15 protein-coding genes, 1 other RNA gene and 1 riboswitch are annotated in these 14,514 nt (G+C 65.3%); of the genes, 7 read left to right on the top strand and 9 right to left on the bottom strand.

Annotation, left to right across the window (positions count from 1 at the left end):
- Window positions 1-6 precede the first annotated feature (6 nt).
- Window positions 7-951: a cobalamin-binding protein gene (locus B4F51_RS02900; protein ID WP_296223587.1), complete on the top strand. Its 945-nt coding sequence runs from the start codon at window positions 7-9 to the stop codon at window positions 949-951.
- Window positions 952-958: 7 nt separating this feature from the next.
- On the opposite strand, the gene cobC is transcribed toward B4F51_RS02900, so the two are convergent.
- The 7 genes from cobC to B4F51_RS02865 are packed head-to-tail and all read right to left on the bottom strand — an operon-like array spanning window position 959 to window position 7,717.
- Entirely contained in the window at window positions 959-1,537 is a 579-nt protein-coding gene (gene cobC, locus B4F51_RS02895) for an alpha-ribazole phosphatase (RefSeq protein ID WP_296223586.1), read from the bottom strand.
- Window positions 1,522-2,292, bottom strand: coding sequence for an adenosylcobinamide-GDP ribazoletransferase (locus B4F51_RS02890; protein ID WP_296223585.1), 771 nt, complete (start codon window positions 2,290-2,292; stop codon window positions 1,522-1,524). The genes cobC and B4F51_RS02890 overlap by 16 nt, the downstream gene beginning before the upstream one ends.
- On the bottom strand, window positions 2,292-3,329 hold the full coding sequence (gene cobT, locus B4F51_RS02885) for a nicotinate-nucleotide--dimethylbenzimidazole phosphoribosyltransferase (protein ID WP_296223584.1): 1,038 nt from the start codon (window positions 3,327-3,329) through the stop codon (window positions 2,292-2,294). The genes B4F51_RS02890 and cobT overlap by 1 nt, the downstream gene beginning before the upstream one ends.
- Window positions 3,330-3,345: 16 nt before the next feature.
- Window positions 3,346-3,972, bottom strand: a complete 627-nt coding sequence (gene cobO / locus B4F51_RS02880) for a cob(I)yrinic acid a,c-diamide adenosyltransferase (protein ID WP_296223583.1) — start codon at window positions 3,970-3,972, stop codon at window positions 3,346-3,348.
- Window positions 3,959-4,816: an ABC transporter ATP-binding protein gene (locus B4F51_RS02875; RefSeq protein ID WP_296223582.1), complete on the bottom strand. Its 858-nt coding sequence runs from the start codon at window positions 4,814-4,816 to the stop codon at window positions 3,959-3,961. Before B4F51_RS02875 ends, cobO begins: the two co-directional genes overlap by 14 nt.
- Window positions 4,813-5,820: a FecCD family ABC transporter permease gene (locus B4F51_RS02870; protein WP_296223581.1), complete on the bottom strand. Its 1,008-nt coding sequence runs from the start codon at window positions 5,818-5,820 to the stop codon at window positions 4,813-4,815. Before B4F51_RS02870 ends, B4F51_RS02875 begins: the two co-directional genes overlap by 4 nt.
- 10 nt (window positions 5,821-5,830) lie before the next feature.
- Window positions 5,831-7,717, bottom strand: coding sequence for a TonB-dependent receptor plug domain-containing protein (locus B4F51_RS02865; RefSeq protein WP_296223580.1), 1,887 nt, complete (start codon window positions 7,715-7,717; stop codon window positions 5,831-5,833).
- A 140-nt stretch (window positions 7,718-7,857) separates the two neighbouring features.
- Window positions 7,858-8,109: riboswitch (cobalamin riboswitch) on the bottom strand.
- A gap of 127 nt (window positions 8,110-8,236) precedes the next feature.
- Between B4F51_RS02865 and B4F51_RS02860 the strand changes: the two genes are divergently transcribed.
- From B4F51_RS02860 to B4F51_RS02840, 5 genes are all read left to right on the top strand, one after another.
- Window positions 8,237-8,566 carry a hypothetical protein gene (locus B4F51_RS02860; RefSeq protein WP_296223579.1) on the top strand — a complete coding sequence of 110 codons (330 nt, stop codon included), beginning with the start codon at window positions 8,237-8,239 and terminating at the stop codon, window positions 8,564-8,566.
- The gene (locus B4F51_RS02855; protein WP_296223578.1) at window positions 8,556-8,873 is read left to right on the top strand and encodes a cell division protein ZapA; all 318 of its coding nucleotides are present in this window, start codon (window positions 8,556-8,558) and stop codon (window positions 8,871-8,873) included. The genes B4F51_RS02860 and B4F51_RS02855 overlap by 11 nt, the downstream gene beginning before the upstream one ends.
- Before the next feature lie 233 nt (window positions 8,874-9,106).
- Window positions 9,107-9,326: non-coding RNA, 6S RNA (ssrS, locus tag B4F51_RS02850), on the top strand.
- A gap of 128 nt (window positions 9,327-9,454) precedes the next feature.
- Complete coding sequence (locus B4F51_RS02845; RefSeq protein WP_296223577.1) at window positions 9,455-9,925, top strand: EVE domain-containing protein; 471 nt, start codon at window positions 9,455-9,457, stop codon at window positions 9,923-9,925.
- A 94-nt stretch (window positions 9,926-10,019) separates the two neighbouring features.
- Window positions 10,020-10,721 (top strand): SIMPL domain-containing protein, encoded by a 702-nt coding sequence (locus B4F51_RS02840; RefSeq protein ID WP_296223576.1) that lies wholly within the window; start codon window positions 10,020-10,022, stop codon window positions 10,719-10,721.
- A gap of 65 nt (window positions 10,722-10,786) precedes the next feature.
- On the opposite strand, the gene lgt is transcribed toward B4F51_RS02840, so the two are convergent.
- Entirely contained in the window at window positions 10,787-11,698 is a 912-nt protein-coding gene (gene lgt / locus B4F51_RS02835) for a prolipoprotein diacylglyceryl transferase (RefSeq protein ID WP_296223575.1), read from the bottom strand.
- A 22-nt stretch (window positions 11,699-11,720) separates the two neighbouring features.
- On the bottom strand, window positions 11,721-12,653 hold the full coding sequence (locus B4F51_RS02830; RefSeq protein ID WP_296223574.1) for a LysR substrate-binding domain-containing protein: 933 nt from the start codon (window positions 12,651-12,653) through the stop codon (window positions 11,721-11,723).
- Between the two features lie 128 nt (window positions 12,654-12,781).
- Between B4F51_RS02830 and ilvD the strand changes: the two genes are divergently transcribed.
- Window positions 12,782-14,455 carry a dihydroxy-acid dehydratase gene (ilvD, locus tag B4F51_RS02825; RefSeq protein WP_296223573.1) on the top strand — a complete coding sequence of 558 codons (1,674 nt, stop codon included), beginning with the start codon at window positions 12,782-12,784 and terminating at the stop codon, window positions 14,453-14,455.
- Window positions 14,456-14,514 lie beyond the last annotated feature (59 nt).

The raw sequence follows: 14,514 nt of genomic DNA, 5'->3' as shown, positions 1-14,514 counted from the left end.
CCCCTGATGCCCGCCCGTCTCTCCCGTCTTGTTCGTTGCCTGCGCGCGCTCGGCTTCGCTGCACTGGCCTCTGCTGTTGCTCCGGCTCTTGCCGCCATCTCCGTCACCGATGACAGCGGCGCCACCGTCACGCTGCAACGCCCCGCGCAGCGTATCGTCAGCCTGGCACCGCATGCCACCGAACTGCTGTTCGCGGCTGGCGGCGGCGCGCGCATTGTCGGCACGGTGGCCTACAGCGACTATCCGCCGCCTGCGCGCGACATTCCGCACGTGGGCGACAACCGCGCGCTCGACCTCGAACGCATCGTCGCGCTCAGGCCCGATCTGGTGGTGGTCTGGCGTCATGGCAACGCGCAGAAGCAGATCGACCGCCTGCGCGCGCTGGGGATTCCGCTGTTCTTCTCCGAGCCGCATCGTATGGGCGACATTCCGCGCTCGATCGAAGCGCTCGGTACGCTGCTCGACACACGCGCCAGCGCCCACAACGCCGCACAGCAGTTCCGCCAGCAGGTCGACGCGCTGCGCCAGCGCTATGCAAGCCGGCCGCCAGTGTCCGTGTTCTATCAGGTGTGGGAACAACCGCTGATGACGCTCAACGGCCAGCACATCTTCTCCGACATGCTGGCGCTATGCGGCGGCCGCAACGTGTTTGCCGGCGAACCGCTACTGGTACCGACCGTGTCCGCCGAGGCCGTCATCGCAGCCAACCCCGAAGTCCTGCTGACTGCCAGCATGGGCGCCACGCAAGGCAGCCGTCCGATCGATACGCTCGACGGCTGGAAACGCTGGCCGCACTTGCTGGCCGTGCAGCGCGGCAACCTGTTCAGCATCAATGGCGACCTGATCAACCGTTTCGGCCCGCGCCTGGCGGAAGGTGCAGCGCAGTTGTGTGAAGACCTGGAACAGGCGCGCGCACGGCGTCCGGCAACGCAGGCGGCGGGCGGCGCCTGAGCGTCGATCAGCGGTTCCAGAACAGCAGCACCGGCAATGCGTCGGGCTGCACGCGAAAGCCGCAAGCGCCGCCCCATTGCAACGGCCATTGCAGCGTCTCGGCCAGCGGCCGTTGCAGCCAGTGCGCGGCGAGCGCCCGCATGCAACCGGCATGTGTGACGGCCCAGAGGCACGGCACAGGCTCTGCCGCCATCGCATCGGCCCACGTGCTGACACGCGTCAGCAGGTCGGCTGCCGATTCCCCGCCATGCGGATTACCGTGCACCAGATCGCGCGCCCAGCGTTCGATTTTGGCGCGCGGAAGGTCGTCCCACTGGCAGCCCTCCCAGGCGCCGAAATCCAGTTCCATCAATTGCGCCTCAATCTCGATGGCGGGCAGGCCAGCGGCTTGCGCCATCGCCTGCGCCGTCAGGTGGCTGCGTTGGAGCGGGCTGGCCAGCAGGCGTTGCGGCGCGTGCGCGCTGAGTTTCTCGATGATGGCCGATGGGTCGGGGTCCATCGGGGTGTCCAGTGGCAGATCGGTGCGGCCATAGCAGAGGCCAGTCGCCATGGCAGGCCGCGCGTGGCGGATCAGGATGACATCCATGCCAGCAGCCCCCACAGGATCAGCAACTCGAAAATCTGCTGCGCCATGCCCAAGCAATCGCCCGTGATGCCGCCGATGCGCCGCAGGAAGTAGCGGCCCAGCAGCCAGCGCGCAACCAGCAAGCCCGCGACGACGCCCACCGCGCACACCGGCCCGAACCACAGCAGCGGCGCGATGCCGAACACGCCCGCCCACAGAGCATCGCGCCAACGCATGCGCTGCGCAACCGGCTTGGCCTTGCCCTCGGCCCGCACGTAGTCGTGCGTGAGCAAGTAGCTGACGGCTGCCGCGCGGCTGGCGGCGTGTGCGGCCACCATGGCGACCAGGATTGCGACACCGTGTGGCGCCATCGCCGTCAGCAGTTGCCACTTCAGCAGCAGCGCCATGCATACGGCAATCGCGCCGAACGCGCCGATGCGCGAGTCGTGCATGATGCGCAGCCGGTCTTCCGCCGTATAGCCACCGCCGAAGCCATCGGCGCAATCGGCCAGGCCGTCTTCATGGAAGGCACCGGTCAGCAGCAGCGTGGCGACCATCGACACAGCCACGGCAACGCCCGGCGCGGGCACCGTGTGCGACACCAGCCAGTACACACCCGCAGCCGCCGCGCCCACCAGCCAACCGACCAGCGGAAAGTAGCGCGCCGCGCGATTCAACCCCGCCTGCGAGAACCCGACCGATGCCGGCACGGGGATGCGGGTGAAATACCCGACGGCCGTCCATAGCGCCTGCCAGTGCTCGCGCAGCGCGTGCATCAGCCGGCCCGCTCGCTCACGCCCGCGCTGGCGAAGGTCGCCATCTCGCGCAGGAAGGTCACGGCGGAGACGACCAGCGGATACGCCAGCACCGCCCCGCTGCCCTCGCCCAGGCGCAGCGACAGCGACAGCAACGGCCGCGCATCGAGCACCTCCAGCAACGCGCGATGCCCACGCTCGTCCGACACGTGCCCGAACACGCAGAAGCGCAGCACCTCCGGCATTACGCGCGCGGCCACCAGCACCGCCGCCGTAGCGATGAAGCCGTCGACGAGGATGACCATGCGCCGCTGCACAGCCTCCAGCACCGCCCCCGTCATGGCCGCAACCTCGAACCCACCGAAGCAGGCGAGCACGTCCAGTGGATCGCGCACATCCGCATGGTTGGCCAGCGCCGCTTCCAGCACCGCGCGTTTGTGGGCGAGGCCATCATCATTGAGCCCCGTGCCGCGACCGACGCATTGCGCCACCGGCAGATTGCACAGCCGCGCCATCAGGCACGCGGCGGAAGCGGTATTGGCGATGCCCATCTCGCCGAGTGCGATCACGTTGGAGCCCAGCGCCGCATGGTGCGCCACACGCTGTGCGCCGAGCACCATGGCGCGATCGCGCTCGTCGGCCGTCATGGCGGGCTGCTCGGCAAAGTTGCGGGTGCCGGGGCCAACCGGTGCGTCGACCAGGCCGGGTGTGTCAGCCGTCCACAGCGGCGCGGCCACGCCGGCATTGACCACCTCCAGCGCGAAGCCATGCTGACGACAGAACACGTTGATGGCTGCACCACCGGCAACGAAGTTCAGCACCATCTGCGCCGTCACCGCTTGCGGATAAGCGCTCACTCCTGCGTGGGCGATGCCGTGGTCGGCCGCAAACACCACCATGGCCGGGCGCGTCAGTACCGGAGTCTCGGTGTTCTGAATCAGGCCGATCTGCACGGCCAGCGATTCAAGCCGGCCCAGCGCACCAAGCGGCTTGGTCTTGCTGTCCACGGCGGTCTGCAGGCGGGTGTGCAGCGCCGGATCAAAGGAAGGAATCTGCATGATGGAAAGTCGACAACTACAGTTCAACACCCGGCTGCGCCTGGATGCCTTGGGAAAATGCATGCTTGACGAGCGTCATGTCGGTCACGGTATCGGCCGCCTCGATCAGCTCGGGCGGCGCGCCGCGGCCGGTGACGACCACATGCTGCGCAGCCGGGCGCGCATGCAGATCGGCCAGCACGATCTGCACATCAAGGTAATGGTATTTGAGCGCGATGTTCAGTTCATCCAGCAGCACCAGGCCGATGGATGGGTCCCGCAGCAGTTCGCGCGCGCAGGCCCAGGCGGCTTCGGCTTTCTCGATATCGCGCGTGCGGTCCTGCGTCTCCCACGTATAGCCATCGCCCATCACGTGAAAGCGGCATTGCTCGGAAAAACGGCGCAGGAAACGCTCCTCGCCCGTCGGGATCGCCCCCTTGATGAACTGCACGACGCCGACCTGCATGTCGTGGCCCATGGCGCGAATCACCATGCCGAAGCCCGAGCTGGATTTGCCCTTGCCGTTGCCGGTGTTGACCAGAAGCACGCCGCGCACGTCAGTGGCGGCGGCAATCTTGGCATCCACCACGGCCTTCTTGCGTTGCATGCGTGAGCGGTGGCGCTCGTTCAAGCCGTCGCTGTCATCGGTTTCAGGAGTTGTCATCGCAATCGTCAATCTCGTCCGGAATCAGGGCCGTACGGCGGCCGTCAATCACCTCGGCGATCGGGGTGCGCAGCACACGGGCGCAGTGCTCAGGCGTGAGCACGTCGGCGGCGGGGCCAGCGGTGGTGTGCCCGGCGCCGTCCATCAGCAGTGCGTGCGTTGCAAAGCGGCGCGCCAGGTTCAGGTCGTGCACGGTCAGCACGACCAGCCAGCCATGTTTGCGGCAGCCCTCGCGCAGCAGGCACAACACTGCAATTTGCTGATGCAGGTCGAGGTGCGCGACGGGCTCGTCGAGCATCAATACGCGGGCGTCCTGTGCCACCACGGCAGCCATCGCCACACGCTGACGTTCGCCACCGGAGAGCGTGCGCACGTCGCGCTGCGCCAAGGGCTCCAATGCAAGCGCAGATATTGCTGCATCAACGGCGTGTGCATCGGTTTCGCCCTCCCACTCCCAGCGCGCGAGGTGCGGATGGCGGCCCGTCATCACGGCCTCATACACCGTCATCGGGAAGGCATCGTGCAGCGTCTGCGGCAGGAAAGCACGACGGCGGGCCATCGCCAAGGCAGGCCATTCACCAAGCGGTTGGCCGTCGAGCATGACGCTGCCACCGTCCGCCGCGCGCAACCCGGCCAACACGGACAACCATGTCGATTTGCCTGCGCCGTTCGGGCCGATCACGCACCAGAGCTGGCCAGCCGTCGCCGTCATCGACAAGCGCTCGATCAATACCCGGCCATCGACCGTCACGCGCAGATCGCTCAGCGAAAGTTCAGGCGCAGCATCCACGTGTGCAAAGGCGTCGGGCGCTGGCGCGTGACGTGCACGAAACAACCAGCTCATCGCCCGCTCCGCGTCAGCAGATAGAGGAATGTCGGCACGCCAATCATGGTGGTGATCACGCCCACCGGCAGTTGCGTCGGTGCGATCAGCGTGCGGGCAATCAGATCGGCGAGCATCAGCAGCCCGCCGCCGGCCAATGCGGTAGCAGGCAGGTGGATGCGCACATCGCGCGTCCATGCCAGGCGCACCATGTGCGGCACCAGCAGGCCGACGAAGGCCACCGAGCCGGCAATCGTTACCGCCACTGCCGTGCACAGCGACGCCACTACGTAGATCAACGCCCGCACGCGCGCCACCGGCACACCAAGGGCGCGAGCGCGAGTCTCACCGGTCAACAGCACGTTCAGGTCGCGCGCATGCGGCAGCACAACGGCCACTGCCGCAACCAGGGCAATCAGCGCGCCGATGTAGCGATCCGCACCGCCCAGGTCACCGACCATCCAGAAAATCATGCCGCGCAGCTTGCCCTCGGGCGCGACCGTCAGAATGAGGGTAATCAGGCCAACCCAGCCGGAAGCCATGACGATGCCGCCAAGCAGCAGGCGCGCGTTGGCCTCGCCGGGCTCGCCGCGCCACAGATGCTGGCGCGCAATCGCCGCCACCAGCGCCATCGACAGCAGCGCACCGGCGCCGGCACTCATCTGCACGCCCCACCACGGCATCGAGAACAGCATGGCCGTCAGCGCCGCTACCGCGCCGCCGCCGGACACACCCAGCACATAGGGGTCCGCCAGTGGATTGCGCAGCAGCATCTGCATCAGCGCCCCCGCAAAGGCCAACAGCCCGCCAGCGGCAAACGCTGCGCCCGCGCGCGGCAGGCGCAGCTCGGTGACGATGCCTGCCGCCAGACTGTCGCCACCGCCAATCAGGGCCCGCCAGACTTCGGCGGGCGACAGCCGTACGCTACCTAGCATCAAGGACGCCACCAACACCACCGCGCACGCGAGTGCCAGCAGCGACCACAGTCGCCAGGCAAAACCGCGTGCGGGTAGTGCGGGTGTCATCGCTCGTTCGTCACTTTGGCTCGTGCTGTTGCCACGACAGCGTGAAGAACACCCCACGCGACGCCGTGTTGTACGGATAGATCAACTGATAGTTCTTGTTCGTCACGTTCTCAAGGCGCGCCGACAACGCCCAGTCACGCGTGATCTGGTAGCGGCCGACCAGGTTCAGCAGGCCGTACCCGCCGAGCGTCTTGGTCGAATCCTGCCGATCACCCGCGGCGTTCCACTCCACGCCCGCCGAGAACGGCCCGAAGGTCTTGTACGCCGACACGCTGCCAAAATGCCGCGCACGGCGCGACAGCAACTGATTGGCCGACAAGTCCTGCGGGTTCTGCATGGTAAAGCTGGCGCGTACATCCACGCCATAGATCGAACCGCGGTACGAGGTCTCCAGCCCATTCACACGTGCACGGTTGACGTTGGCGGCCGTGCAGTTGAACGAGGCATCGCACACGGCGGTGATCAGATTGCTGTAGTCAGTCTCGAACACCGTCATGCGGACCAGGCCGATGCTGCTGCTGTATTCAACGCCGCCCTCCACCGAGCGCGCCTTCTCGGGCTGCAGGTTCGGGGAGCCGAAGAACGGGTAGTACAGCTCGTTGAAGCTCGGTGCGCGGAAGGCATTGTTCACACTCGCCACGGCCTTCCACTGCGGGTTGAAGGCGAAGCCATAGCCAGCGTAGTAGCTATTGGCACCGCCGAAGTCCGAGTAGCGGTCGCGGCGCAGGTTCAACTGAAGTTGATGCGGGCCAAACTTGCCTTCGTAGCCGATGTAGCCGGAATCGACGTTGCGCGTGGGCACGTTATAGGCGTCGCTGTCGATGCTGGTCTGCAGGTGCTCCAGGCCCACCTTGAGCAGTTGGTCAGGCATGAACGCCCAGTCGTTCTGCCAGCTGGCCTGCTGGTTGCGCGTGTTGAAACGGGCCGGAACCTGCAGCACGCCGTTGGTGAAATTCAGGCTCCGATCATCGCCCTGCGACAGCGTCAGGCGAGTCTTCCAGTCCTGCGTCACCTTGCCGTCCACATATGCCGACATCGAGCGCACCACGTTGTGCGCAATATTGATGTCGGTCGGCGTGCCGAAGGCATTGTCGTAGCTGACGTCACCCCAGGTCTGGAAGTACGTCAGGCCCGCCTGCCAGTCTGCGGAGAACCGATGCGACAACTGTGCCGACACGCTCTTGTTCGTGTACGGGTTGTCGTTCGGGTTGGCCTTGGGCGCCTGCAGCGGATTGATCGTCGAAAAACCGTTGGTCTTGAACTCCGACACCGACACTGCGAACGACGTATCGCCGTTCTCGCCCAGCGAGCCGCTGATGCCCGCCTGCGCGCGCTTGGTGTTGCGCGCGCCGTATTCGATTTCCGCGTTGGCCAAGGGCGCATGCCCCTTGCCATTGCGCGTGAAGATCTGCACCACGCCGCCGATCGCATCCGAGCCGTACAGCGCGGACACGTTGCCGCGCACGATCTCGACGTGGTCGATCTGGTCTGCCATCAACTGCGAAATCTGCGCGCCCCCCGAGGTGCCGGAACTCACTCGCACGCCGTCAATCAGAACCAGCGTCTGGTTGGAGCTGGCGCCGCGCATGAAGATGCTGGCGTTGGTGCCGGGGCCACCGCTCTGCGTGATCTCGATGCCGGCCTCGCGGCGCAGCAGCGTCACTGCATCGGGTGCCTGCGAACGCTCGATATCGGCGCGCGAGATGACCGTGGTGTGCGGCAGCGCGTCGGACAGCGGTTGCTCGCCGCGCGAGGCGGTTACCACCGTCGGGTTCAGTTCACTCACCGGTGTGCCGGAGGTCTGTGTGCCCGTGTTGTTTTGTGCCCAGGCCGGTGCTGCTGCACCCGCCATGACCCCCGTCAGCGCGCCAAGTTGTGCACAAACAAGCGCGCGCATGGCCGCCCGGTTTTTCCGGTGCGACCGCTTTGTAGTCAAGCTCATATTGAAAAGACAAGAAGCGTCAGCCGGACCCGTTCCCCCGCGGGTCGCTGGCAGCAGGATCTCGATGCGGTTCCCTCCAGGGTCACACATCAGCTCTGAAATCCACCGTCCTGGCCGGTATCCGGGCTGGCGAAGCGGCCTGTCCGCCTTCCCATTCCCGAAGGAACAGTGGCGTGTGGACGGGACGCGCGGCGCCCTCCTCTTCTTGCGAGAGATGGCGGGCACACGCGACGTTCGCTTACCGTTGCGGGGGCAGCGCAGGTTGGCGCATTGCTTGAGTGGCGGCGCTCCCTGCTTCCCGTTTAACTGCAGATGGTGCTGCGGGCACCAGGACGGCAGCGAGTGTAGCGGAACCCGACCCGCCACGCCAATGCACCCCGAGATGTCTGCACGCCCCTCACGTAGTCCATTTGCGGACAGGCACAGCTCGCATGATCGGCTAAAATCCCCAGATTCGATTCTGATTGACAACCGATGCTGAACGAACTCGAACAACTTGCCGACAAGATCGCGCGCGTGCTGCGTCACGCCGATGCGCTTGCCGCCGAGAACCAGCGCCTGCGCGCCGAAGTCGAACGGCTTACCGCGGAGGCCGAGGTCTCCAGGACCGAGCGCGACGCCATGGTGGCCGATCGCAGCGTGCTCAATGCCAAGATCGAAGAAGCGCAACTGCGCATCCAGTCAATTCTCGACAAGCTGCCGACGGCCACCGACGCCCGCCAGCTCGACCTCCTCGGCCAGGCCGCCGGCGCCGACGACACGACGGCCCCTGCCCCGCACTCGGAGACACCCCATGAGCAGTAAGCAGATCGAAGTGAACATCGCCGGGCAAGCCTACAAGTTTGCCGTCTCGGCCGATAACGAAGCCGCGCTGCGCGAAGCCGCCGCGATGGTCGACACCCAGATGACCCGCATCAAGAACGGCTCGAACACCAAGGGCATCGAACGCATTGCCGTGATGGCGGCCATCAGCATCGCGTCGGATCTGCTGTCGATGCAGCGTCAGGCTGCCTCCGATTCGGCACTACCGATCGACACGATCCGCGCCAAACTGGCCGACCTGAACGCCCGCGCCGACGAGGCCTTGCGCCAGTACGGCGAAGCCGTCTGATGCAGCATTTGATGCGGCACAACGTCTTTGTAACCGGATCGCATGCGGGCTTGGGTTCGGATGCGAACGGGTGTATAGTGTGACCCAACGGCTTCCGATCGCCTCCCGCAAACCCTTACAGCATAAGGCTTTAGCGGCTACAGACTGGCTAATCGGTTGCTTGCGATGAATCTCTCAGACGCATCGTCATGTCTTCAAAGGCATGCATTCGCAACGTGGTGATGCGTCTGACAGTTTCCCTGCCTGGTTCGCCATGGCCATTAATTCCTTGAACCGATAAGCATTGCTTGGTGCGGGATATGCCGTGTGGGCGAGCGCGTCTTCCAGTGCACAGCGTGCGACGCAAGTCGTAAGCTCCCTGCGCCGGTGATGTACCCAAAATGCGGCTTCCGCAGCCACTCTGAACCTCACTTGGGTTCAGGATGCGGGTCTAGCGGCCGAGGTGGGGACCCAACACAAGGCGGTAGTGCATTGCGCGCTACCGCCTTTTTCTTTGTGCTTTCCGCGACGACCTCGCCAATGGCGAGGCCACGACGGTATTGCTATGCTGCGCACACCGTCACCTTCGCACGTCGCGCACCATGGCCGCCCAATACTGGTTGATGAAGTCCGAGCCCGACGAGGCCAGCATCGATACGCTGCAAACCGAGGGCACCCTGCCCTGGACCGGCGTGCGCAACTACCAGGCGCGCAATTTCATGCGTGACCGCATGCGCATCGGCGACGGCGTGCTGTTCTACCACTCGTCGTGCCCGCAACCGGGCATCGCAGGGCTTGCAGAAGTCTGCTCGACAAGCTATCCCGATCCCACTCAGTTCGACGCCAAGAGCCACTACCACGACCCCGCTTCCAAACCCGAGGCGCCACGTTGGATGCTCGTCGATGTGAAGTTCGTGCGCAAATGCGCGCTGATCGACCTGCCCACGCTGCGTGCGGAGGAATCGCTGGCCGACATGATCGTGCTCCAGCGCGGCAACCGCCTGTCGATCACGCCGGTCACGCCCGCGCAGTGGCGCTACATCACCACCCAATTGATGCGCGATCCTGAGTGAATGGCTTGCAACGGTTGGGAATTGTTACAAACGTGATGAACGATGCGCGTTGCCATCGGTCAGACGCATCACATTGCTTTTTCGGGAGAACACGATGAAATCTGTCCTGGCCGCAACCATTCTGGGGACCGCAATGATGACGACTGCTTTCGCACAAGCCGCACCTGAGGCAACGCATTCGGGCGTGCTGTCGCTGGATGCCCAGGCCGTGGCCGAAGTGCCGACCGACACCGTGACCCTGACCCTGGGCGCCGAACAGGAAGGCGCAGATCCGGGCGCGATCTCCACCGCGTTGTCACGCAAGGCCGATGAGGTGATCAACCAAGCCAAGCGCACCACCGGCGTGCAGGCGGAAACGGGCGGCTTCAACATTTACCCGAATACCGATCGCAACGGCAAGATCAGCGTCTGGCGCGGCCGCGCCGAGGTGCGCATCACCTCAAAGGACTTTGCCGCAGCCTCCAAGCTGGCCGGCCAACTGGCCAACCAGATGCAGGTGCAGAACGTGAACTTCACGCTCTCGCGCGAAGCTCGCACCGCCGCCGAGACCAAGCTGATCGACCAGGCCGTCAGCGCGTTCCGCGACAAGGCGCAGGCGACGACCAAGCTGTTCGGCTACACGAGCTACACGATCCGCGACGTGCATGTGAGCGAAGGCAGCAACAACCCGGGCCCGCGCCCGATGATGCGCATGGCGGCAGCGCCTGCCTCGTACGATTCGGCGCCGGTGCCCATCGAGGGCGGCAAGGCGCAGGTGACGGTGTCCGTCTCCGGCTCCGTGCAGATGCTGAAGTAACGAGGCCATCGCCCATGAAAAAGCCACCGGAATCCGGTGGCTTTTTTGTTTGCGTTGATGCCGCGTCAGGCGTGCGCCTGTGCTTTTGCACCGTTGCCGTTGCGCCCGGCTCGGCGATAGGCCCACACCAGCATCGCCACCCCCGCCAGGATCATCGGCAGCGACAGCCACTGCCCCATAGACAGGTTCATCGCCAGCAGGCCGAGGAAGTTGTCCGGCTCGCGCGCAAACTCGGCAGCAAAGCGAAACGCGCCATAGCCGAGAAGGAAGGCGCCCGACACCGCACCCATCGGCCGCGGTTTGCGTGCGTACAGCCACAGCAGAATGAAGAACAGCACGCCTTCGCCAAGGAACTGATAGATCTGAGACGGGTGGCGCGGCAGCATGTGGTACTGGTCGAACACGACCTGCACGCCGCTGGCAACCGCCTGCTGTGCGTGCGAGGCAAGCCACGCCTGGTCTTCGCCTTGGGCCTGCGGAAACAGCATCGCCCACGGCAGGCTGGGCGACGACACACGCCCCCACAGCTCGCCGTTGATGAAGTTGCCCAGGCGCCCGGCGGCCAGCCCGCACGGCACCATCGGCGCGATGAAATCGGTCACTTGCATCCACGAGCGGCCACGCATGCGGGCGTACACCATCATCGCGATGACCACCCCCAGGAAGCCGCCGTGGAAGGCCATGCCGCCTTCCCACACCTTGAAGATGTCGAGCGGGTGAGCCAGGTACCAATCGGCCTTGTAGAACAGCACGTAACCCAGGCGCCCGCCCAGGATCACGCCGAGCACGCCGTAGAACAGCATGTCGTCGAGGTCGCGGCCGGTCCAGCCTTCGGCGGCGATATGCGGCTGGCGCGTGCGCAGCCGGCCAAACCACAGGAACATGATGAACGCCGCCAGATACATCAGGCCGTACCAGCGGATGGCGAGCGGCCCCAGGTGCAGGGCGACGGGATCGAATTGCGGATGAATAAGCATGAATCCTGGGGGTTCGAAGGAATCAGGGTTGGTTGTTGTCGTGCAGCTTGGCGACGGCCTCGGCGCTTGCCACAAACCACGGCAGCACCGGCGAAGCCGCATCGCGCCGCCACACGAGGCCGGTCTCGATGAACGGGCTCGGCGCGGCGAGTTCGAGATAGACCACGCCGGTACGCTGCAGGTTGCATAGCGATGCCGGAACCAGCGCCACGCCCATCTCCGCAGAGACGAGGCTGACAATGGTCTGCATCTGGATGGCTTCCTGGCCGATGCGTGTGGCAGTATCCCCACCGCCATGCGCGGCATGATAGCCGGTAATGATGTCATACAGCGCAGGCGCAGACCGGCGCGGGAAGATGATGAGCGGTTCAGTCGCCGCATCGGCCAGGGCGATCGCCTGACCCGGCCCCACGCGCCACTGCGCAGCGCGCGAGGCCGGCACCGCCAGCACCAGCCGCTCACGCACCAGCGGCCGATACTCCAACTCTCCGGGGACGGAGCCCGCGTGGTGCGCGATCACCACGCCTGCATCGATCTCATCTGCCAGGAGCGCCTCGATCTGCACATCGCTGGTTGCCTCGCGCAACTGGAGTTGCACGTCCGGCCGCGCATTGCGAAAGTGCCGCAACAGGGCGGGCAGGATGCCGTAATCGGCTGTGCTGACGAAGGCCAGCGAGAGCGACCCCACCTCCCCGCGCGCCAGCCGCTGGGCCAGCGCCGGCAGTGCGACGGCCTCCGCGAGCACGCGGCGCACCTCCACCAGCCAGCGCGCGCCCACCGGTGTGAGCGCCACCGAACGCTGCGTGCGATGGAACAGCATCACACCCAATTCCTCTTCCAGCGCGCGAATCTGCTGCGACAGCGGCGGCTGCGTCATCGAAAGACGCTCGGCGGCGCGGCCGAAATGCAGTTCCTCGGCAACGGCCACAAAGTAGCGAAGCTGGCGCAAATCCATGGTCAGAATTGATATGTTTTTCGACTCAATAATCGCTAAATAATATATTTGACGCGCCATTTGTCCAAGCGCATGCTGGGCGCCAAGCTGTTTCCCAGAACGACAGACTCGGCCCCACGGAGACTCCCATGCCAGACAACAAGCGTTCCCAGCACATCACACAGGGTGTGGCGCGCTCACCCAACCGCTCGATGTACTACGCGCTGGGCTACCAGAAGGAAGACTTCAACAACCCGATGATTGGCGTGGCGAATGGCCACTCGACCATCACGCCGTGCAACTCGGGCCTGCAGAAGCTGGCCGATGCGGCGGTGGCGGCCATCCAGGCATCCAATGCCAACCCGCAGACGTTCGGCACGCCGACCATCTCCGACGGCATGTCGATGGGCACCGAGGGAATGAAGTACTCGTTGATCTCGCGCGAAGTCATTGCCGACTGCATCGAGACCTGCGTCAACGGCCAGTGGATGGACGGCGTGGTCGTCATCGGCGGCTGCGACAAGAACATGCCGGGCGGCATGATTGCCCTGGCGCGCACCAACGTGCCGGGCATCTACGTGTACGGCGGCACCATCAAGCCGGGCCACTGGAAGGGCAAGGATTTGACCATCGTGTCGTCGTTCGAGGCCGTGGGCGAGTTCACCGCCGGCCGCATGAGCAACGAAGACTTCGAAGGCATCGAGAAAAACGCCTGCCCGACCTCGGGTTCGTGCGGCGGCATGTACACGGCCAACACGATGAGCTCGTCGTTCGAGGCGCTGGGCATGTCGCTGCTGTATTCATCGACGATGGCCAACCCCGATCAGGAGAAGGTCGACAGCGCCGCCGAATCCGCCCGCGTGCTGGTCGAAGCCGTGCGCCGCGACCTGAAGCCGCGCGACATCATCACGCGCAAGTCGATCGAGAACGCCGTGGCCGTCATCATGGCAACCGGCGGCTCGACCAACGCCGTGCTGCACTACCTGGCCATTGCCCACGCGGCCGAAGTGGAATGGACCATCGATGATTTCGAACGCGTGCGCCAACGCGTGCCCGTCATCTGCAACCTGAAGCCATCAGGCCAGTACGTGGCGGTCGACCTGCACAAGGCCGGCGGCATCCCTCAAGTGATGAAGATCCTGCTGAACGCCGGGCTGCTGCACGGCGACTGCATCACCATCACCGGCAAAACGCTGGCGGAAGAGCTCGCCCACGTGCCCGACCAGCCACGTGCTGATCAGGACGTGATCCTGCCGATCGAGAAGGCGCTCTACAAGGAAGGCCACCTCGCCATTCTGAAGGGCAACCTGGCCGAGGAAGGTGCCGTGGCGAAGATCACCGGCCTGAAGAACCCTGTCATCACCGGCCCGGCCCGCGTGTTCGACGACGAGCAGAGCGCAATGAGCGCCATCCTGGGCGACCAGATCAAGGCGGGCGACATTCTCGTCCTGCGCTATCTCGGCCCGAAAGGTGGCCCAGGCATGCCGGAGATGCTGGCTCCGACCTCGGCCATCATCGGCAAGGGTCTGGGCGAGTCGGTCGGCTTCGTGACCGACGGGCGCTTCTCGGGCGGCACGTGGGGCATGGTGGTTGGCCACGTCGCGCCGGAAGCCTACGTGGGCGGCACCATCGGTCTGGTGCAGGAAGGCGACTCGATCACCATCGACGCACACCAGCGTCTGCTGCAACTGAACGTGCCGGAAGACGAACTGGCCCGCCGCCGCGCTGCGTGGACACAGCCGGCGCCGCGCTATACGCGCGGCGTGCTGGCGAAGTTTGCGCAACTGGCGCTGCCGGCCAACAGGGGCGCCGTGACGGGCTGATTCCGCTCTCGAGCGCACTGACAAAAAACCCGCCATCTGGCGTAATGCCGTTCAGTTAA

The organism is Ralstonia sp. UBA689, from assembly GCF_002298975.1.
Lineage (GTDB): Bacteria > Pseudomonadota > Gammaproteobacteria > Burkholderiales > Burkholderiaceae > Ralstonia.
The sequence above is the reverse complement of the archived record's forward strand: the minus strand, read 5'-3'. Positions and strand labels throughout refer to the sequence as shown.